Source organism: Novosphingobium aquae (genome assembly GCF_037572715.1).
Taxonomy (GTDB): domain Bacteria; phylum Pseudomonadota; class Alphaproteobacteria; order Sphingomonadales; family Sphingomonadaceae; genus Novosphingobium; species Novosphingobium aquae.
Genome location: NZ_JBBHJY010000003.1, coordinates 216,999 through 236,385 on the forward strand (window position 1 = coordinate 216,999; position 19,387 = coordinate 236,385).

Consider the following 19,387-nt stretch of genomic DNA (forward strand, 5'->3'; position numbering starts at 1 on the left):
CGCCAGCGAAAAGGAAGTTGGACCTCTTGCTGCTTTCCCCCTTCGAATGGATGATCGCCAAGCGATACATGCTGCCCGGCAAGGGGGAGCGGATGATCGCGCTGGTTGCCTCGATCGGCGTCATCGTCGTGATGCTCTCGGTCGCGCTATTGATCGTGGTGATGAGCGTGATGAACGGTTTTCGCGCCGAACTGGTCGACAAGATCGTCGGGCTCAACGGCCATGCCATCGTTCAGGCTTACGGTGGCCGGCTGGAAAACTGGCAGGACATTCTCAAGCAGATCAAGGCCACCGACGGCGTGACCGAGGCCGCCCCGCTGATCGAACAGCCGCTGCTGACCACGTTCAACGGCCGGGTGGAGGCGATCCTGCTGCGCGGCAACACCCCTGAAGACATTGCCAAGATCAAGCCGAAAGTCGTCGATGGCGACTTGTCCGGCCTCGTCCCAGAATCCGGCGCCGTGGCGGTCGGGTCGCGGCTGGCGGAAAACTTGGGCGCACGTGTCGGCGATACGATCACGATCATCAACCCGCAGGGCCGCTCGACCCCATTCGGTACGGTCCCGCGCGAGATTGCCTACCGCGTTGACGCGATTTTCGAGATCGGCATCTACGATTATGACGAACGCTTTGTCGTCATGCCGATGGCGGACGCGCAGACGCTGCTGCTGACCGGCGATTCAATCGGCATGATCGAGGTGAAGACCGACGACGCCGATACCGCTGCCGAAACGCTCGCGCCGATTGCCGCGAAGCTGGAAGGGCAGGCGGTGGTGTCCGACTGGAAGACGATCAATTCGGGCCTGTTCGAGGCGCTGCAGGTGGAACGCGTCGCCATGTTCTTCGCGCTGTCGCTGATCGTGCTGGTCGCGGCGTTCAACATCCTCTCCTCGCTGGCGATGATGGTTCACACCAAGTCGCGCGACATTGCGATCATGCGGACCATGGGCGCAACGCGCAAATCGATGCTGCGGACCTTCGTGACTGCCGGCACGGTGGTCGGCACGGCCGGAACGCTCGCCGGCCTCGCGCTCGGTTTCATCATCCTCATTTTCCGTCAGCCGATCGTGACGGGTATAGAGCTGCTCACCGGGCAATCGCTGTGGGACCCGAAGATCCGCTTCCTGACCGAACTGCCGGCGCGTACCGATCCTATTGAGGTGGTCGGCATCGTCGGGCTCGCGATCGGGCTGAGCTTCCTCGCCACGCTCTACCCCGCCTACCGCGCGGCGAGCACCGATCCTGTGCAGGTGCTGCGTTATGAGTGATCCCGTCGTCAAATTGGACAAGCTGACCCGCAGCTTCGAGCAAGGCGATGTCCGCATCGACGTGCTCAAGGGCGTGGACCTTGAGGTTCGCCCCGGCGAGATCGTTGCACTGCTCGGCCCGTCAGGCTCGGGCAAGTCGACCATGCTGCAGGCCATCGGCCTGCTCGAAGGCGGATTCGGCGGGCGCATCCTGATTGCGGGGCAGGATGCCTCCGCGCTCGATGGTGACGAACGCACCACGCTGCGGCGCGATCACATCGGCTTCGTCTATCAGTTCCACCACCTGCTCGCCGACTTCTCGGCGCTGGAGAATGTGATCATCCCGCAGATGATCGCCGACACCCCGCGCGCCGACTGTGACGTCCGGGCGCGCGAATTGCTGGGCGTGCTGGGGCTGGGCGAGCGGCTGGACCACCGGCCCAACAAGCTTTCGGGCGGCGAGCAACAGCGCGTCGCCGTGGCGCGGGCGCTGGCGAACAAGCCGGCGCTGGTGCTGGCGGATGAACCCACCGGCAACCTCGATGAAGGCACGGCCGACAAGGTCCTCGCCGAATTCATCAAGCTGGTGCGCGACAATGGCAGCGCGGCTGTGGTGGCGACTCACAACGAACGGATGGCCTACGCGATGGACCGCGTGGTCCGCCTGCATGACGGGGTGCTGGAATGACGACGATTGCCGATTTCTCCGCCCGCCTGCCGAATGGTCAGGAAGTCAGCCTGGCCGACAAGCTGGGAAAGGTCCTGCTGGTGGTCAACACCGCCAGCAAGTGCGGATTTACCCCGCAGTATGACGGGCTGGAGGAACTGTGGAAGCAATACGGGGAGCGCGGGTTTGAAGTCGTCGCCTTTCCGTGCAACCAGTTCGGCGGGCAGGAGCCGGGCACGGCGGAGGAAATCGACCAATTCTGCAAGGTCAACTTTGGCCTCAGCTTCCCGCTGATGGGCAAGGTTGAGGTCAATGGCGATGGCGAAACACCGCTGTATCATTGGCTGAAGCAGGAGGCTCCGGGCTTGTTCGGCACCAAGAAGATCAAGTGGAACTTCACCAAGTTCCTGATCGGTCGCGATGGCAAGGTCGTGCGGCGATATGGTCCGACGGACAAGCCGAAGTCCATTGCGGCGGATATCGAGGCCCTTCTCTGAGGCGGGTCGCCCGGTTTTCCCCAACGCCAGCGCATCTGCCCTTGAACCCGGCGTCCTGCCGACCATAGTAGCCGAATGGCTTACGTTCCCTTCGTCCCGCTGCGCGTGTTCTCCAGCTATACCATGCTGGACGGCGCGATCGATCCGAAGGCGATCGCCAAGCTGGCGAAGGAACGCGGCTTTCCCGCCATCGCCATGTGCGATCGCAACGGGCTCTACGGCGCGATGCAGTTTGCTTCGGCCTGCAAGGATATCGGCATCCAGCCGCTGATCGGCGCCTTCCTCGGCGTGTGCCGGGGGGACGGCAAGATTATCGACTGGCTGGCGCTGCTCGCCCAGAACGAGCACGGCTGGAACAACCTGTGCCACCTCGTCAGCCGCGCGCATCTCGATCGCCCTCTGGAACGTGATCCGCATGTCGTTTGGTCCGACCTTGAAGGCCGCACCGATGGCCTGATCGCGCTCGCGGGCGCTGGCGAGGGCGCGCTTGCGCGGCTGCTGGCGGAAGGTCACAAGGATGAGGCGGAGCACCTGTGCGAACGCCTGGAAGCGCTGTTCCCCGGCCGGCTCTATATCGAAATCGCGCGCCGCAACGATCCGATCGAGGAAGCATCCGAAGAGGCGCTGATCGATCTCGCCTATGCCCGCGATCTTCCGCTGCTGGCGACTAATCCCGCCAATTACGCCGAGCCGCATTTCTCCGCCGCGCACGATGCCTTGCTTTGCATCGCCAGCTCGACTCACATCGACGCCGCCGAACGCCCGCGCACCAGCCGTGACGCCTGGGTGAAGAGCGAGCCAATGATGCGCGAGCTCTTCGCCGACCTGCCCGAAGCGCTGGCCAACACCCTCGTTGTCGCCCAGCGCTGCGCCTTCATGCCGCCCAAGCGCAAACCGCTGTTGCCCAGCCTTGCCGGTGACAAGGAAGGCGAAGCGGCGATGCTGATCGCTGATGCGCGCAAGGGCCTTGAAGCGCGGCTTGAGCCCTATGGCGAGATGGATCCGGCAGATCGCCAGACCTATTTCGACCGGCTCGATTTCGAAACCAACGTCATCAACGGCATGGGTTTCGCCGGCTACTTCCTGATCGTTGCCGACTTCATAAAGTGGGCCAAGGATAACGACATTCCGGTGGGGCCGGGGCGTGGGTCTGGCGCAGGTTCGGTGGTCGCCTGGGCGTTGACGATCACCGATCTTGATCCGTTGAAACTGGGCCTGCTGTTCGAACGCTTCCTCAACCCGGAACGCGTGTCGATGCCGGACTTCGATATCGACTTCTGCGAAACCCGCCGCGGCGAGGTGATCCGCTATGTCCAGCAGAAGTACGGCCACGATCACGTCGCCCAGATCATCACCTTCGGCAAGATGAAGGCCCGCGCGGTGCTGCGCGATACTGGGCGTATCCTGCAGATGAGCTATGGCCAGGTCGACCGGCTGTGCAAGATGGTGCCCAACCATCCGACCGATCCGTGGACGCTGCCGCGCGCGCTGAACGGTGTCGCCGAATTCCGCCGCGAGTACGAGAATGACGAGGAAGTGAAACGCCTCGTCGATCTGGCCATGCAGCTCGAAGGCCTTCCGCGCAACTCGTCCACCCATGCCGCCGGTGTGGTGATCGGCGACCGCCCGCTGGCCCAGTTGGTGCCGCTCTACCGCGATCCGCGCGGTGATATGCCGGTGACCCAGTTCGACATGAAATATGTCGAGGACACGGGCCTGATCAAGTTCGACTTCCTTGGCCTGAAGACACTGTCGGTGCTGCAAAAGGCGATCCAGCTGATGCGCCGGCGCGGGATCGAGATCGATCTTGGCCTGCTGTCATGGGACGATGCCGAGGTCTATCAGCTGCTCCAGCGCGGTGACACGGTCGGCGTGTTCCAGCTGGAATCGGAAGGCATGCGCCGCACGCTTGCGGCGGTGAAGCCGACCAATTTCGGTGACATCATCGCGCTCGTCTCGCTCTATCGCCCGGGTCCGATGGACAATATTCCGCTGTTCGGTCGCCGCAAGAACGGCCTGGAAGCGATTGAATATCCGCACGAAAAGCTCGAAGGCATCCTCGCGGAAACCTACGGCATCTTCGTCTATCAGGAACAGGTCATGCAGGCCGCGCAGATCCTTGCCGGCTATTCGCTCGGCGATGCCGACCTGCTGCGCCGCGCAATGGGCAAGAAGGTTCAGGCGGAGATGGACGCCCAGCGCCAACGCTTCGTCGATGGCTGCAAGGAACTGTCTGGCATCGACAAGACCAAGGCCAACGAACTGTTCGACTTGATCGACAAGTTCGCAGGCTATGGCTTCAACAAGTCGCACGCCGCCGCCTATGCGCTGCTCGCCTATCAGACGGCCTGGGTGAAGACGCATTACCCGCACGAATTCTATGCCGCATCGATGTGCTTTGACATGCACCAGTCGGAAAAGCTGGCGGTCTACGTTGATGACATGCGCCGCGCAGGCCTCACGCTCGCCGGGCCGGACATCAACCATTCGGAGGCCGAATTCTCGGTCGATCAGACCGACGAGGGGCTGGCGGTGCGCTATGGTATGGCTGGCATCCGCAATGTCGGCGAAAAGGCGATGGACGCCATCGTTGCCGAGCGCGAGGCGAACGGGCCGTTCACCAGCCTTGAAGACCTGTTCAAGCGCGCGCCCTATGGCTCGATGAACCGCCGCCAGCTGGAAGGGCTCGCCGCCTCGGGGGCGTTCGACGCGCTCGACAGCAACCGCGCGCGGGTCATGGCCAATGCCGACATGCTGCTAGCAGTGGCGGACGAGGCCGAGCGCAGCCGCAATTCGGGGCAGGCCGCGCTGTTCGGCGGGGATGATCATGCCGCACCAGCGCTGCGGCTGGCCGATGTGCCGCCGTGGAGCCGCGCCGAACAGATGGCCAAGGAGCGCGAGAATTTCGGCTTCTACTTCGCCGCCCACCCGGTCGAACAATGGCGCGCAATCGCCAATTCCAACGGCGCGCGGACCTATGCCAGCCTGATGCAGAGCGGCGTGCCGGGTGGCGGCCGACTGCCGGCGACGATGGCGGCGATGATCGAAGGCGTACAGCGGCGCAAGACCAAGCGCGGCAAGGACTTCTGCATGGCCGATTTCTCGGATTCCTCAGGCCAGTTCTCCGCCTCGTGCTTCGAGGAATCGCTGGTGCCGAGCTTCCTCGAATGGGCGCGCGACGGCACCTGTATTCTGCTGCAGGTCGAACTCGACGCACCCAGCCCGGACGAACCGCCGCGCATCACCGTGCGCAGCGCCCAGCCGCTCGCCGAAGCCAAGCAGGCGGCGCGCATGGAACTGCGGCTGGAGATCGACCGGATCGAGGCGATCACCGAACTCGCGATGCTGTTGCCGCGCTCTGCCGAAGCAACCGGTGAAGTGATCGCCGTTCTGCGTACAGGTGGGTCGAAAGATCCGACAATGCGCCTGGGCGCAGACTTCCAGCTCGATTCCGAATTGGTCGACCGACTGACCATGATCGACGGCCTGCGCAATCCCGTGCTGAGCGCCCGGCGCGGCGCGGCGCACCTGCGGCTGGTGGCCTGAGCACGATGGATTGGGTCAATCCCAGCCGCGAGAACTTCGACCTGTTCAAGTCGCTTCCGCGCGATGAACCGGTGCACCTGCTCAACATGATCCGCTTTCGGGGGGCCGCCCTATACTCCGAAGGCCACCCCTGCGCTGGTCTGGGCTGGAGCGGCGAGCGGGCATTCGAAGAATATTTCACCCGCGTAGTGCCGTTTATCGAGCGGCTCGGCGGGGGCATTGCATGGCAAGGCACTTTCGAAAGCATGATTACCGGCCCCGCACAGTTCGAATGGGACAAGGTCTTCGTCATGGGCTTCCCCACCGCCGGCGCTTTCCTCGCGCTGGTGACCGACCCCGAATACAAGGCCGAGGTCGTCGATCACCGCACGGCGGCGGTGCAGGACAGCCGGCTGGTGCGTTACCGCCCGGCCTAGAATAGCTGCATCTGGCCGCCCACCGCAGGCCGCCGAAACTGCGTGCTGTCGAGCTCCAGCCGCGCTTCGTTCATTCCCAAACGCCGGGTGGCAAGCCGGAAGCGGGTGCGGAACAGGTCGGCCCAGACTCCTTGCGGTTTCATCCGACTGAAGAAGTTGGCGTCGTTATCCTTGCCGCTTCGCACCGACTGGACGATCGACATGACCTTGCCCGCCCGGTCCGGATAGTGCGCCGCCAGCCATTCGCGGAACAGCGGCGCGACCTCGTGCGGCAGGCGCAGCATGATCCAGCTGGCCGATGTGACGCCAACGGCCGCCGCGCCTTCGAGGATGCCTTCGATGAATTCGTCGGTAATCGACGGGATGACGGGGGCAATGGAAACGTGCACCGGCACACCCGCTTGAACCAGCTTGCCGAGCGCTGACATGCGTTTGGCCGGAGATGACGCACGCGGTTCGAGCAACATGGACAAGCGCGGATCAAGGCTCGTAACCGAAATGCCGACCGCGACGAGGGTCAGTTTCGCCATCTCACCCAGCAGATCGATGTCGCGCAGCACCCGGTCACTCTTGGTAGTGATAGTCACCGGATGCCGCGCCTCAAGGCAGACTTCGAGAATCTGGCGGGTGATGCCGTATCGCCCTTCGATTGGCTGGTACGGATCAGTGTTGGTGCCCATGGCAATCGGGGCAGGGCGGTAAGACTTGCGCCCCAGTTCCGCGCGCAGCAGCTCTGCCGCATTGGGCTTGGCGAACAGCTTCGTCTCGAAATCGAGCCCAGGCGACAAGTCATGATAGGCATGGGTCGGGCGCGCAAAGCAATAGATGCAGCCATGCTCGCAGCCGCGATAGGCGTTGATCGAGCGGTCAAAGGGAATGTCGGGCGAAGTATTGCGGCTGATGATCGATCGCGCCGCTTCCTCGGTAACCGTCGTGCGCAGCTTCGGCGCACCGTCATCAACGGTTTCGCGTTCATCAAGCCAGTCACCATCGGCCACACGCGCGGCAAGGCCGAAACGCTGCGGCACCTGCGCAGACTGCGCACCGCGACCGTGGGTGATGTCGAAGCGGGACATCGCCGTATCAGAACATAAACGGAACAAATTGGCAAGCCACGTAGGCTCGCCGCGCGCTCAGACTTCCTTCAGTCTCGGCATCAGTTCGACGAAGTTGCAGGGCCTGTTCCGGCTGTCGAGCTGTTCGGCGAGGATGCCGTCCCAGCCGTCCTTCACCGCGCCGTTCGATCCGGGCAAGGCGAAGATGTACTTGCCACGCGCGACGATGGCCATGGCGCGGCTCTGGATGGCCGAGGTGCCGATGGTGCCATAGCTGATCCAGCGGAACAGTTCGCCGAAGCCGGGGATGTCCTTGCCTTCGCTCGATGCCTTGACGCGTTCGAGCGCTTCGGGCGTCACATCGCGGCCGGTCAGGCCGGTGCCGCCGGTGGTGACGATGCAGTCAACCGCACGATCATCGAGCCAGTTGTTAAGCCGGCTGACGACACGAGCCGCATCATCGACCTCGATCGCGCGGAACACCAGGTTGTGCCCGGCGGCCTTGATCCGTTCTGCCAGGATGTCGCCGGACGTGTCCGTCTCGGGCGTGCGCGTGTCCGAAACGGTGAGCAGGGCGATGTTGATCGGCTTGAACAGCCGCGACGGGTCAACGGCCACGAATAAGCGTTCCGTTGGCGGCCATGCGCATGCCTTCGCTGCCTGTGAGGCCGGGGAAGGTGGGCCACAGCCCCTGCGCCAGCGCCATGCGGCTTTCCGATGGTCCGCCGGCTTGCCGCTCATACATCCAGTAATTGCGCATCACGATGTTCACGTAGCCGCGCGTCTCCCAATAGGGGATCGATTCAACCCACAGCAGCGGATCGCCGCCATCGCGGATTTCGCTGTTCCAGCGGGAGATCGGCAGCGGTCCGGCGTTGTAGGCGGCCATGACCTTGGGCAGCAGGCCCTGCGTGCCGGGTGCGTTCTTGAGCGCCTGAAGGTGCGCCTGCCCGAAGGCGAGGTTGACTTCCGGCTTGGCGAGGTCCGCCGCCGAGCCAGCAATGCCGAGTTCAGGCCCGCGATCCTTTGCAGCTGCCGGCATGATCTGCATCAGGCCCTTGGCGCCAGCGGGGCTGATCGCCCGGGTCCGGAATACCGATTCCTGCAAGGCGTGGGCATAGACCAGCGCCGGATCGACGCGCCATCCGGTTGAGGGCGTCCACTTCGGCGTCGGATAACGGATGGCGCGTTCGGGCTGGCCGCCGCTGGGCGCGTTGAACGCCATCCACAGCTGGGTTGAAGGCAGGCCAAGATCGCGCGCCAGCCGGGTCAGCGGCTGATACTGCGAAGGCTCGCCAATGCGAGCCTGATGGCGCAGCACTTCATCGGCAAGGCCGTCGCGGCCGATCTCGGCGAGCGCCACTGCGGCGCGCACGTTGGGCACTTCGCGCAGCTTCTGCCAGTCAGTCTGGCTGAAATCAGCGCCGGCATGGGTTTCGGGAATCTTCAGGCCGAGCGATTCGGCGGCGAGCATTCCATAAAGGGTCTCATCACGCGCCGCGGCCATTCGCAGCGGCGTGCTCGCCTTTTCCGGCTGGCGGCACCGCACATGAGCGCGGCTCTGCCAGTAATAGGCGGCGCTTTTCAGTTCGCTGTTCTCGGCAAGGTCGGCGGCCTTGGTGAAGGCATCGATTGCGCCCTGGCAGTCGCCCAGACGCCAAGCGGCAAGCCCGGTGGTCCAGTGGCCTTCCGCCACCCACGGACCGGCGCCATCGGCGGCGGTGCGGGCGAGGGCAAAGGCGTTGCCATCCTGATTTTCGATATAGAACGACCAGGCAATCTTGGTGCGCCATTCCGCGCGGGCATTGGGGCTGAGCGCGCTGTCGATGCCGTCCAGCAGCAGGCGCGCGGCGGCAGGATCGTCGGCCTTGATCTTGGCGGTGATCGCGGCAGATATCGATGCTGGCATCGTCCCGTCATTCGTGTCACGCGGACGCAGGCGCTTGGGGCTGGATTGCAGGCTGATGAAGCGCTGGCTCTCAGGCAGAGAAGGGACCGACAGCGAACCGCGCTTGGCGGCGAGCGAGGCGATCTGTTCGGCCGAGGGAAGCTGCGTCCCCTGCGCCAGCCAGCCATCCAGCGCGGCAAGATCGATCTTCGGGCTGCGCGCGTCGAGGAAATATTCGGACTTGGCGACAAGGTGCAGAGGGCCATCGGGCTTTTGCGCCAGCATGGTCTGGACCTTGACCCAGTCGGCCTTGTCGATCGCGCCGAACAGGTCGCTGTAATAGGCACGCTCGTCAGCGCTGAGCAGGCTCGGCACGGCGGTGCGATCGGCCCGGCCCCGGAAATATTCGATCGCGGCGGAATTGGCCTGTGCCGGCGCGGAAATACCCGCCACCATCGCGGTGCCTACGCCTGCCAGCAGTATCGTCCTGAACTGTGTCACGCCGATTGTTTCCCGATCTCTTCCGACTGGCCCCACTCCAGCCACTTGCGCCAGAACGCCGCTTTCGCGGTCGGGCGCACCATTGCATCGAGGCCATGCACCGCGAGCAAGGGAATTGTCCGCCCCTCATGGTTAAAGGAGCGTAAACTTTGAGCGCTTTGCGCCGGATCGTTGCCAAGCAGCGGCAGGATGTTCGCACCGAAGACAATCAGGCGCTGTGGGGCGGCCAGATGGACGTGGTGCCGGGTCACTTCCCCAAGCCCTGCCTCGGCCAACGCCGGTATATCGGGGAGCGGTGTGTGGCGGACGAGTACCGACCCATGATAAACACATTTGCGATCAATCCCCATCGCGGCGAGCATTGCGGCGAGAAGTTTGCCCTGCTTGCCAGAAAGGAGCTGATCACCGTCCTCTTGCTCGGGCTGTTCGACCAGCACCATCAGCGGCGCGCCAGGGCCCCCGCATGGTGCGATCCGGCGCGCAAGCTGCCCGCCATCAAGCGACGGCTCTTCCAGCCACCACTGGCGAAACGCATCGAGATCCTTCGGCCAGACTGCCGGATCGCCGCCAATTTTCGGGCGGGGCGGGGGCGGGGGCGGCGGAGCGGCAAATTTCGCGACCGGGGCCGGGCGATCTTGGCCGGGTGCGGGTTCCGGCTCGGCCGGGGTGATCCAGGCGGTCGCCTCATCGGCAAAGGCGCAATCGACGCCGGCATCGCGCCACCACTCCACTGCAGCCGTGATATTGCCCGCGAGCACCTGTTGAGATCCCACCACCATCGCCTTGACCCTTGACCTGCCTGCGCGCAGCAATCAAGGCGCAAGGCCGTGAACCGCGCGGATTGCGGGACGAATACGGGAAAAGACGATGATCGAACGCGAATCGATGCCCTATGACGTGGTGATTGTAGGCGGTGGGCCGGCTGGCCTGGCCGCGGCAATCCGCCTCAAACAGGTCAATGCTGACCTTTCGGTTTGTATCCTGGAAAAGGGCAGCGAAGTTGGCGCGCACATCCTCTCGGGTGCGGTCGTTGATCCCAAGGCGCTTGATGAGCTGCTGCCCGACTGGCGTGATGACGGCTGCCCCATGGCGGAAACTCCGGTGACCGATAACTGGCACTGGACCCTGACAAAGACCGGCAAGATGCCGATCCCGCACATCGTCATGCCTCCCTACATGTCGAACCACGGCAATTACACCGGCAGCCTTGGCAACCTGTGCCGCTGGCTGGCGGGCAAGGCCGAGGAACTGGGCGTCGAAATCTTCCCCGGCTTCCCGGCGGCGGAGATCCTTTACGACGACAAGGGCGCGGTGATCGGCGTCCAGACTGGCGACATGGGCGTTGACCGCGAAGGCAACCCCAAGGGCGATTTCATGGCGGGGATGAACCTGCTCGCCAAGTACACCATCTTTTGCGAAGGCGCACGAGGTCACCTGACCAAGCGTCTGAAAGACAACTATAATCTGGAACATGATTGCCAGCCGCAGAAGTACGGCATCGGCATCAAGGAACTGTGGGACATCAGCCCTGACAAGCACGTCCCGGGCCGCGTTTTGCACACGCAGGGCTGGCCACTTTCGGAAAGCGGATCGGGCGGCGGGGGCTTCCTGTACCACCAGGCGAACAACCAGGTGGCGCTCGGCTTTGTCGTCACGCTCGATTACGCCAACCCCTATGTCTATCCGTTCGAGGAGTTCCAGCGCTGGAAGCAGCACCCGGAAATCCGCGCGATTCTCGAAGGCGGCAAGCGCGTTTCCTATGGCGCCCGCGCGATCAACGAGGGCGGCTGGCAGGCCGTGCCCCATCTTGCCTTCCCCGGCGGTGTGCTGGCGGGTTGCTCTGCCGGTTTCGTCAACGTGCCACGCATCAAGGGCAGCCACACCGCGATGAAGAGCGGGATGCTGGCCGCCGAAGCCATCGCAGCTGCCGTGGGCGCTGGCCGTGAACAGGATGCGCTGGACGAATATGAGGCTGCGGTGCGTTCCAGCTGGATCGCCAAGGAACTGGAACTGGTCCAGAATTCCGAACCGATCCTCGCCAAGTTCGGCGGTGACCTGCTCGGCACAGTGCTCGCCGGCATCGAAATGTGGCTGCGCTATCTCAAGATGCCGCTAATAAAGCCGATGAAGCATCACACCGATGCCTCGACCCTGCAGCGCGCCGATCTCTACAAGCCGATTGCATACCCCAAGCCCGACGGCGTGATTACCTTCGACCGCCTGACCAGTGTCAGCTTTTCGTTCACCAACCATGAGGAAGAGCAGCCCTGCCACCTCAAGGTCGCCGATCTGGAATTGCAGAAAACCAGCGAACTGGGCGTCTATGCCGGGCCTTCGACCCGTTATTGCCCGGCCGGAGTCTACGAATGGCTGGTCGATGAGGCTGGCCAGCCGAAGTACCAGATCAACGCGCAGAACTGCGTCCACTGCAAGACCTGCGACATCAAGGATCCCAACGGCAACATCACCTGGGTCGCCCCCGAAGGCGGCGGCGGTCCGAACTATCCGAATATGTAATCCGCTCCGGTGATCGAAACCGCCTACGCCAAGATCAACCTCGCGCTGCATGTCCGCAAGCGGCGCGAGGATGGCTATCATGAGCTGGAAACGGTGTTTGCCTTTGTCGATGCAGGTGACACCGTTTCGGTCAGTCGTTCATCGCGCGATGAATTCAGAATGGTTGGTGAGTTTGCCTCACAACTGACTGATCCATTTGGTAACATTGTGATGCAAGCCCTGAACGCCTTGCCGCGCTCTGATGGCTGGGCAGTGACGCTGGAAAAGAACCTGCCAGTCGCTGCCGGGCTGGGCGGAGGCTCGGCAGATGCCGGCGCGGTATTCCGGCTGGTCGGGCGCGAGTACGGCTTACCGAACGACTGGCACGCCCGCGCGGCGAAACTTGGTGCCGATGTGCCGGCCTGCGTCGCCTCGGTGGCTTGCATCGGGCGCGGCACCGGAATTGAGCTGGAACCGGCCGCCAACGATCTGGCAGGTACGCCGGTGCTGCTGGTCAATCCGCGCGTTCCACTTGCCACGGGGCCAGTGTTCAAGGCCTGGGACGGCGTTGATCGTGGGCCTTTGCCTGATGGTGAACTGCGCGAAGTGGCGATGAATGGGCGCAACGACCTCGAAGCCCCGGCGATCGCGCTGTGCCCGGACATTACCGAGGTTCTCGCCGTGCTGCGGTCCACTCCGGCTTGGCTTGTCCGCATGTCCGGTTCGGGAGCGACCTGTTTCGCGCTGTTCGATAGCGATGACGCCATGACGCAAGCCGCTGAATCCATTGCGCTGAGCCATCCGGACTGGTGGCAGCTCGCGGGACACCTGAGATGAAGGACGCCCCTTGGCGCATCGCCGGCACACCGCGGTTTGGCGGTATCCTCGTGGTGTCAGACCATGCCTCGAACCATGTGCCGGACGGCATCGACCTCGGCATCGCGCCGAACCTGCTGGACCAGCATATCGCCGTTGATATCGGCGTGCGCGAAGTGGGTGAGCTTATGGCTCAGCGCCCCGGAACTGCCGCGTTTCAAGCGACGGTCAGCCGGCTCGTCTGCGACGTCAACCGCGAGGAACACGCGCCGGGAGTCGTGCCAATCGCCAGCGACGGGCATGCGATACCCGGCAATGCCATCGACCATGCGGGTCATCTCGACCGGCTGGAGCGGTTCTTCCACCCCTATCACCGCGCACTCGGCGCGCTACTCGATGACTATCCGCAAGGTCTTATTATGTCATTACATAGCTTTACGCCGCATCTTTCATCCCATCCCGAAGAAGTCCGGCCGTGGCAGGTCGGCGTGCTGTACAATCAGGACGACCGCGCTTCCCGGCTGGCGATCCCGCTGCTTGAGTCCGAAGGGTTGATCGTCGGCGACCAGCAGCCCTATTCCGGCCAACTGCTTAACTACACGATGAACCGCCATGCCGAGGCGGACGGGCGGCCCTATCTGGGCATCGAAGTGCGGCAGGATCAGATCGCCGATGCGGCGGGGCAGGCCATTTGGGCGGAACGGCTATCGTGGATAGCGAACCGCGTGGCGATCGAGCTAGGCGGCTGATTTCCGCCGAAATCGTCTCAAATATTACTTTCGACTGTCACTCCGCTCTGCGCTAGGCCACCGCCTCGCTTTCAAGCTTGTCAGTAAAGAATCCAGAGGTCGCACCCATGCCTGTATACCGTTCCCGCACATCCACTCACGGCCGCAACATGGCTGGGGCACGGGGCCTGTGGCGCGCGACGGGGATGAAGGATTCGGACTTCGGCAAGCCGATCATCGCGGTGGTCAACAGCTTTACGCAGTTCGTCCCGGGCCACGTCCACCTCAAGGACCTTGGCCAGATGGTCGCGCGCGAGATCGAGGCGGCGGGCGGAGTTGCCAAGGAATTCAATACCATCGCGGTCGATGATGGCATCGCCATGGGGCATGACGGTATGCTCTATTCGCTGCCCAGCCGCGACCTGATCGCCGATTCGGTCGAATACATGGTCAACGCCCACTGCGCCGATGCCATGGTCTGCATCTCCAACTGCGACAAGATCACGCCGGGCATGCTGATGGCGGCGCTGCGGATCAATATTCCGGTAGTTTTCGTCTCGGGCGGGCCGATGGAAGCGGGCAAGGTTATCCTCGACGGCAAGGTCAAGGCGCTCGACCTGGTCGATGCCATGGTCGCTGCCGCCGATGATAGCGTCAGCGACGAGGACGTAGCGAAGATCGAACGCTCGGCCTGCCCGACCTGCGGGTCGTGCTCGGGTATGTTCACCGCCAATTCGATGAACTGCCTGACCGAGGCACTAGGGCTGTCGCTGCCCGGCAACGGCTCGCAGCTCGCCACCCATTCGGACCGCAAGGAGCTGTTCCTCCAAGCCGGCCGCACCGCGGTAGAGCTTTGCCGCCGCTGGTATGAGCAGGACGACGAAAGCGCGCTGCCGCGCAATATCGCCAGCTTCAAGGCGTTTGAGAATGCCATGAGCCTCGACATCGCGATGGGCGGATCGACCAACACGGTGCTGCACCTGCTCGCCGCCGCCTATGAAGGCGGGATCGATTTCACCATGGCAGATATCGACCGGCTATCGCGCCGCGTGCCGTGCCTGTCGAAGGTCGCTCCGGCGAAGAGCGACGTCCACATGGAAGACGTCCACCGCGCCGGCGGCATCATGGCGATCCTCGGTGAGCTGGACCGCGCGGGCCTGCTCCACACTGACTTGCCGACCGTGCACAGCCGCACGCTGGGCGATGCGCTGAACCAGTGGGATATCAAGCGGACCAACGATCCGGCGGTGCAGCAGTTCTTCCTCGCCGCACCGGGCGGGGTGCCGACGCAGACCGCGTTCAGCCAGTCGCGCCGCTGGGAATCGCTCGATGCCGACCGCGAGAACGGGGTTATCCGTTCCGCCGAACATGCGTTTTCGCAGGATGGCGGTCTGGCCGTGCTGTCGGGCAATATCGCCCGCGACGGCTGCATCGTGAAGACGGCAGGGGTCGACGATTCGATCCTCAAGTTCACCGGACCGGCGAAGGTCTATGAAAGCCAAGACGCCTCGGTGGCCGCGATCCTTACCGGGCAGGTCGTTGCCGGCGATGTCGTTGTGATCCGCTACGAAGGTCCCAAGGGCGGTCCCGGCATGCAGGAAATGCTCTACCCGACCAGCTACCTCAAGTCGAAGGGGCTGGGCGCAGCCTGCGCGCTGGTGACCGACGGACGCTTTTCCGGCGGCACGTCCGGCCTGTCGATCGGCCATGCTTCGCCAGAAGCAGCAGAGGGCGGCGCCATCGGCCTCGTCCGCAATGGCGACACGATCGAGATCGACATTCCCGGCCGCTCGATCAACCTGCTGGTCTCCAGCGAGGAACTGGCCCAGCGCCGCGCCGAGCAGGATGCCAAGGGCTGGCAGCCGGTCGAAGTGCGCAAACGCAAGGTCTCGGTCGCGCTTCAGGCCTATGCCGCGATGACCACCAGCGCGGCCCGCGGAGCCATTCGCGACGTTTCGCAGTTGACGCGCGCGCGCGGGGCATGATTGGTGCGCGCATGATGCGCGCTGCCTGCCTTTCGCCCCTGTTCCTGCTCGCTGCCTGCTCTGGTGGCGGGGACGCACAGGCTGGTTCATCGAGTGCCGCCAAGGTTGAGGCCGCCGCTGAGCCCGAGGACACCTCTGTCGCCTGCGCGTTGGCCGGGGCGAAAACCTTCGGCCGCACCTGCACGCGGGAATTGTCGCGCGATGACGTTGGCGAGGTCTGGATCGTTCGCCACCCCGATGGCGGGTTCCGCCGCTTCGTGCTGATCGACGGTGGCACCCGCATCGCCACCGCCGATGGCGACAAGGAAGTTGCCACCGAGCGCATCGGCGGCGAACTGGAAGTGCGCGTCGAAGGTGATCGCTATCGCTTCCCTGCCGCGCCCGAAGCCACAATCCCGCCAAAGACCAATGCCAGCGGTTCCTGATCAGATCCTGACCGTCGCCCAGATGCGCGCGGCGGAAGAGGCGCTGATTGCTGCCGGGTCGAGCGTGGATGCGCTCATGCAGATCGCCGGGCGCGGCGCTGCGGAATGGGTCTGGCGGATTGCCGCCGGGCGCCCGGTGACCGTGCTCTGCGGTCCCGGCAACAATGGCGGCGATGGTTATGTGATAGCTGAAGCGATTCGGACGCGCGGGGGCGCCGTCTCCGTCATTGCCGCTACCGAGCCCAAGACCGACGCGGCGCGCAATGCCCGCGCGCTGTTCGGCGGGCAGGTGCTGGGGCCGGATGCCGCGCCAAAGGGCGAGATATTCGTCGATTGCCTGTTCGGCAGCGGCCTGACGCGGGCCATGTCGGACGACTTGATGGCCGTCGTCGCGCGGCTGGCCGCGAGCCACGCCTATCGCATCGCGATTGATGTACCCTCCGACGTGGACAGCGATTCCGGGGCAATTCTCAATGCTGAATTGCCGCAATTCGATCTCACCATATCGCTTGGCGCGTGGAAGCCGGCGCATTTCCTGATGCCCGCCGCTGCCTTGATGGGCCATCTGCGGCTCGTCGGGATCGGCGTATGCCGCGTGGACTATGCGGCCATGCTTGTCCCGCAACCGCGCCTGAAGGCGCCGGCGGCCGATGCCCACAAGTACCGGCGCGGGCTGCTCGGTGTGGTCGCGGGAGCCATGCCCGGTGCGGCGCTGCTGGCGGCGCGGGCGGCGCAAGGGGCGGGGGCAGGCTATGTGAAGTTGCTCGGCGCTGTGCCCGCTGGCGTGCCGATGGATATCGTTGCTGATCCGCGCGCGCTCACCGCTTCGCTAGCTGACAAACGCTGGTCCGCGCTGCTGATCGGTCAGGGCCTTGGCCGCCATGCTGCCGCGCGCGATGCCCTGGTCGAGGTGCTGGCCCAGTCGGTACCCGCCGTCCTCGATGCCGATGCTTTGATGCTGCTGTTTCCGGGTTTCGTTTCCGGGCGCTCTTATCCACTGATTGCGACCCCGCATGAGGGCGAGCTTGCCGCACTCGAGGGCGCTTTCGGATGCAGCGGGGAGGGCGCAAAGCCGGCCCGCGCGCTCGCCCTTGCTCAGGCGAGCGGCATGGTCATCGTCGCCAAGGGGCCGGACAGCGTGATCGCCGCGCCCGATGGCCGCGTTGCATTTTCGCACCGCGCGTCTTCGTGGCTGTCGACTGCCGGGACTGGCGATGTCCTTGCCGGAACCATCGCCAGTCGGCTCGCGACTGGGGAGGCTCCCTTCGACGCAGCCTGCGAAGGCGTCTGGCTCCACGGCGAAGCTGCGCGGCTGGCCGGAGCGGCCTTCACGGCGGGAAAACTTGCCGAATCCGTGGGCGCAGCCTACGCGGCCTGCCTGTGAGCCTGACCGAAACCCCGCCCGCCGCTGAAGAGATCCTGCGCATCGCCGCCAAGGGCGACGGTATAACCGCGTCTGGCCGCTTCGCATGGGGCGTTGCGCCCGGTGACATGCTGCTGGCGGACGGCTCGATTGAACCGGGACCGCATCACGTTACGCCGCCATGCCGCCACTTCGGCCAGTGCGGCGGCTGCCAGTTGCAGCAGCTGGACGAAGAATCACTCGCCCACTTTGTCGAAACGCGGGTGGCCAATGCCTCGACCAGTCAGGAACTGGGCGCGGAGGTGTTGGCCCCGCCGCATCTGTCGCCGCCAGGCAGCCGCCGCCGCGCCTCGCTGCGCGCCGAAAGCTCGGCTGGGCGCGTGGTTATCGGGTTCCGGGAGGCGAAGTCGCACCGGCTGGTCGAAGTCATCGAATGCCATGTTATTCAGCCCGAATTCGTCGCGCTGCTGGTGCCGCTGCGCAAGCTGCTGATCCGGCTGGGCCAGCATCAAAGCGAATCCGGCAAGGGCCGCAAGGGTAACAGGGACAAGCAGGGCAAGCATGTGCACGCCCGCATGGCTGCCGACATTGAATTCGCCATGACCGAGCAGGGCGTCGATCTCGGCATCAAGGGTTTGAAGGCGGAAGGGCTGGCCGCGACCGAGCTGATTCTCGATTTCGCCAAGGAAAACGGCCTTGCGCGCATCGTGCTCGATCAAGGCTATGGCCCCGAAGCGATCTGGGAGCCTGAGCCGGTCACCGTCATGCTTGGCGGCGTGCAGGTAAACCTGCCGACGGGCGCGTTCCTGCAGGCCACTATCGATGGCGAAGAAGCGCTGGTTGGCGCGGCTTGCGAATGGCTGGCAGGCGCGGCGAACGTGGCGGACCTGTTTTCGGGATTGGGGACTTTCGCCTTTGCCCTGGCCAAGCAGGGTTCGCGGGTGCTCGCCGTGGAGGGCGCGCGCGATCTGCATCAGGCGTGCAAGTCGGCGGCCGAGCGGGCGCAATTGCCGCTGTTCGCCATGCACCGCGACCTGTTCCGCAACCCGCTGCTCGCCGACGAACTGGCCAAGTTCGATGCCATCCTGCTCGATCCGCCGCGTGCTGGGGCGCGTGAGCAGGTGGAGCGACTGGTTGCCGCCGGTACGGTTGGTCGGATCGTCTATATCAGTTGCAACCCGTCAAGCTGGTCGCGCGATGCGGCCTTGCTGGTCGAGGCTGGCTACCGGCTTGCCGAAGTGCGCCCGGTCGGCCAGTTCCGGTGGTCAACCCACGTGGAACTGGCCAGTTACTTCATCCGGGATCAGTGAAAAACGGCGATCGCTGCGTGCAGCACGAGCGCTATCAGGCACAGGCTGGATAGCGCGAAGAGGCTGAAGCGCAGCACGACCTTGTTGATCGTTGCCTGCACCAAAGAATGGATCACCCGCAGGCCGACATAGGCCCAAGCGATTGTCGCGTTGAGACCGGAGCCTTGTCCGATGATCGCCAGCACCAGCGCGACCGCGTAGAACACGGTCGGCGCTTCGTGCAGGTGGTTGTAATTGTGCGCTTTCCACTGGACACTACTGGGCAGCACATCATCGAGCGTCTTCTTCGGCGATCCCTTTACGAGGTCGTCAGGGTTGACCTTCGCCGCGGTCATTGCGGGCAGGCGGGTGGCGTACATCCATAGCCACATGACCATCGTCCAGCCCGCCAGAACGACGACTGGCTTCAGGATTTCCATGTTTATCAGATCCATTATGCTTCTCCCC

Annotated in this window: 17 protein-coding genes; 12 read left to right on the forward strand and 5 right to left on the reverse strand. The window is 64.2% G+C overall.

Going from position 1 to position 19,387, the window contains the following annotated elements; translation table 11 throughout:
• Positions 1 to 26 precede the first annotated feature (26 nt).
• The 5 genes from WG900_RS08430 (at position 27) to WG900_RS08450 (ending at position 6,373) form a co-directional block, all read left to right on the forward strand.
• Positions 27 to 1,268: a lipoprotein-releasing ABC transporter permease subunit gene (locus WG900_RS08430; protein ID WP_339966517.1), complete on the forward strand. Its 1,242-nt coding sequence runs from the start codon at positions 27 to 29 to the stop codon at positions 1,266 to 1,268.
• Positions 1,261 to 1,935, forward strand: coding sequence for an ABC transporter ATP-binding protein (locus WG900_RS08435; protein WP_339966275.1), 675 nt, complete (start codon positions 1,261 to 1,263; stop codon positions 1,933 to 1,935). The genes WG900_RS08430 and WG900_RS08435 overlap by 8 nt, the downstream gene beginning before the upstream one ends.
• Positions 1,932 to 2,411 (forward strand): glutathione peroxidase, encoded by a 480-nt coding sequence (locus WG900_RS08440; protein WP_339966277.1) that lies wholly within the window; start codon positions 1,932 to 1,934, stop codon positions 2,409 to 2,411. Before WG900_RS08435 ends, WG900_RS08440 begins: the two co-directional genes overlap by 4 nt.
• 75 nt (positions 2,412 to 2,486) lie before the next feature.
• A complete protein-coding gene (dnaE, locus tag WG900_RS08445; RefSeq protein WP_339966278.1) occupies positions 2,487 to 5,957 on the forward strand; it encodes a DNA polymerase III subunit alpha in 3,471 nt (1,156 codons plus the stop codon).
• 5 nt (positions 5,958 to 5,962) lie between these two features.
• Entirely contained in the window at positions 5,963 to 6,373 is a 411-nt protein-coding gene (locus tag WG900_RS08450; protein WP_339966280.1) for a DUF1330 domain-containing protein, read from the forward strand.
• Here WG900_RS08450 and WG900_RS08455 read toward each other — a convergent pair.
• Genes WG900_RS08455 through WG900_RS08470 form a run of 4 tightly spaced genes read right to left on the reverse strand, consistent with a single transcriptional unit; the run spans position 6,370 to position 10,596 of the window.
• Positions 6,370 to 7,449: a PA0069 family radical SAM protein gene (locus tag WG900_RS08455; RefSeq protein WP_339966282.1), complete on the reverse strand. Its 1,080-nt coding sequence runs from the start codon at positions 7,447 to 7,449 to the stop codon at positions 6,370 to 6,372. The genes WG900_RS08450 and WG900_RS08455 overlap by 4 nt on opposite strands.
• A gap of 57 nt (positions 7,450 to 7,506) precedes the next feature.
• A complete protein-coding gene (locus WG900_RS08460) occupies positions 7,507 to 8,046 on the reverse strand; it encodes a molybdenum cofactor synthesis domain-containing protein (RefSeq protein ID WP_339966283.1) in 540 nt (179 codons plus the stop codon).
• Positions 8,036 to 9,772, reverse strand: coding sequence for a lytic transglycosylase domain-containing protein (locus WG900_RS08465; protein WP_339966519.1), 1,737 nt, complete (start codon positions 9,770 to 9,772; stop codon positions 8,036 to 8,038). The genes WG900_RS08460 and WG900_RS08465 overlap by 11 nt, the downstream gene beginning before the upstream one ends.
• 41 nt (positions 9,773 to 9,813) lie before the next feature.
• Positions 9,814 to 10,596, reverse strand: coding sequence for a uracil-DNA glycosylase family protein (locus WG900_RS08470; protein WP_339966284.1), 783 nt, complete (start codon positions 10,594 to 10,596; stop codon positions 9,814 to 9,816).
• Between the two features lie 88 nt (positions 10,597 to 10,684).
• Here WG900_RS08470 and WG900_RS08475 point away from each other — a divergent pair, with 88 nt between their 5' ends.
• From WG900_RS08475 to WG900_RS08505, 7 genes are all read left to right on the forward strand, one after another.
• The gene (locus tag WG900_RS08475; protein ID WP_339966285.1) at positions 10,685 to 12,334 is read left to right on the forward strand and encodes an electron transfer flavoprotein-ubiquinone oxidoreductase; all 1,650 of its coding nucleotides are present in this window, start codon (positions 10,685 to 10,687) and stop codon (positions 12,332 to 12,334) included.
• Positions 12,335 to 12,343: 9 nt separating this feature from the next.
• Positions 12,344 to 13,150 carry a 4-(cytidine 5'-diphospho)-2-C-methyl-D-erythritol kinase gene (locus WG900_RS08480; RefSeq protein ID WP_339966286.1) on the forward strand — a complete coding sequence of 269 codons (807 nt, stop codon included), beginning with the start codon at positions 12,344 to 12,346 and terminating at the stop codon, positions 13,148 to 13,150.
• Positions 13,147 to 13,878 carry an N-formylglutamate amidohydrolase gene (locus WG900_RS08485; RefSeq protein ID WP_339966287.1) on the forward strand — a complete coding sequence of 244 codons (732 nt, stop codon included), beginning with the start codon at positions 13,147 to 13,149 and terminating at the stop codon, positions 13,876 to 13,878. Before WG900_RS08480 ends, WG900_RS08485 begins: the two co-directional genes overlap by 4 nt.
• A gap of 107 nt (positions 13,879 to 13,985) precedes the next feature.
• On the forward strand, positions 13,986 to 15,842 hold the full coding sequence (gene ilvD / locus WG900_RS08490) for a dihydroxy-acid dehydratase (protein WP_339966288.1): 1,857 nt from the start codon (positions 13,986 to 13,988) through the stop codon (positions 15,840 to 15,842).
• An 11-nt stretch (positions 15,843 to 15,853) separates the two neighbouring features.
• Complete coding sequence (locus tag WG900_RS08495; RefSeq protein ID WP_339966289.1) at positions 15,854 to 16,267, forward strand: hypothetical protein; 414 nt, start codon at positions 15,854 to 15,856, stop codon at positions 16,265 to 16,267.
• Positions 16,251 to 17,651, forward strand: a complete 1,401-nt coding sequence (locus WG900_RS08500) for an NAD(P)H-hydrate epimerase (RefSeq protein ID WP_339966290.1) — start codon at positions 16,251 to 16,253, stop codon at positions 17,649 to 17,651. The genes WG900_RS08495 and WG900_RS08500 overlap by 17 nt, the downstream gene beginning before the upstream one ends.
• Positions 17,648 to 18,940: a class I SAM-dependent RNA methyltransferase gene (locus tag WG900_RS08505; RefSeq protein ID WP_417597304.1), complete on the forward strand. Its 1,293-nt coding sequence runs from the start codon at positions 17,648 to 17,650 to the stop codon at positions 18,938 to 18,940. The genes WG900_RS08500 and WG900_RS08505 overlap by 4 nt, the downstream gene beginning before the upstream one ends.
• On the opposite strand, the gene WG900_RS08510 is transcribed toward WG900_RS08505, so the two are convergent.
• Positions 18,934 to 19,374 carry an MAPEG family protein gene (locus tag WG900_RS08510; RefSeq protein WP_339966291.1) on the reverse strand — a complete coding sequence of 147 codons (441 nt, stop codon included), beginning with the start codon at positions 19,372 to 19,374 and terminating at the stop codon, positions 18,934 to 18,936. The genes WG900_RS08505 and WG900_RS08510 overlap by 7 nt on opposite strands.
• Between the last annotated feature and the right edge of the window lie 13 nt (positions 19,375 to 19,387).

Bases quoted from the DNA above. Each gene is read 5' to 3' on its own strand.
- WG900_RS08475 (WP_339966285.1), top strand. From the start codon at position 10,685: ATGATCGAACGCGAATCGATGCCCTATGACGTGGTGATTGTAGGCGGT.
- ilvD (WP_339966288.1), top strand. From the start codon at position 13,986: ATGCCTGTATACCGTTCCCGCACATCCACTCACGGCCGCAACATGGCT.
- WG900_RS08510 (WP_339966291.1), bottom strand. From the start codon at position 19,374: ATGGATCTGATAAACATGGAAATCCTGAAGCCAGTCGTCGTTCTGGCG.
- WG900_RS08440 (WP_339966277.1), top strand. From the start codon at position 1,932: ATGACGACGATTGCCGATTTCTCCGCCCGCCTGCCGAATGGTCAGGAA.
- WG900_RS08470 (WP_339966284.1), bottom strand. From the start codon at position 10,596: ATGGTGGTGGGATCTCAACAGGTGCTCGCGGGCAATATCACGGCTGCA.
- WG900_RS08485 (WP_339966287.1), top strand. From the start codon at position 13,147: ATGAAGGACGCCCCTTGGCGCATCGCCGGCACACCGCGGTTTGGCGGT.
- dnaE (WP_339966278.1), top strand. From the start codon at position 2,487: ATGGCTTACGTTCCCTTCGTCCCGCTGCGCGTGTTCTCCAGCTATACC.
- WG900_RS08435 (WP_339966275.1), top strand. From the start codon at position 1,261: ATGAGTGATCCCGTCGTCAAATTGGACAAGCTGACCCGCAGCTTCGAG.
- WG900_RS08455 (WP_339966282.1), bottom strand. From the start codon at position 7,449: ATGTCCCGCTTCGACATCACCCACGGTCGCGGTGCGCAGTCTGCGCAG.
- WG900_RS08450 (WP_339966280.1), top strand. From the start codon at position 5,963: ATGGATTGGGTCAATCCCAGCCGCGAGAACTTCGACCTGTTCAAGTCG.
- WG900_RS08465 (WP_339966519.1), bottom strand. From the start codon at position 9,772: ATGGTGGCGGGTATTTCCGCGCCGGCACAGGCCAATTCCGCCGCGATC.
- WG900_RS08500 (WP_339966290.1), top strand. From the start codon at position 16,251: ATGCCAGCGGTTCCTGATCAGATCCTGACCGTCGCCCAGATGCGCGCG.
- WG900_RS08495 (WP_339966289.1), top strand. From the start codon at position 15,854: ATGATGCGCGCTGCCTGCCTTTCGCCCCTGTTCCTGCTCGCTGCCTGC.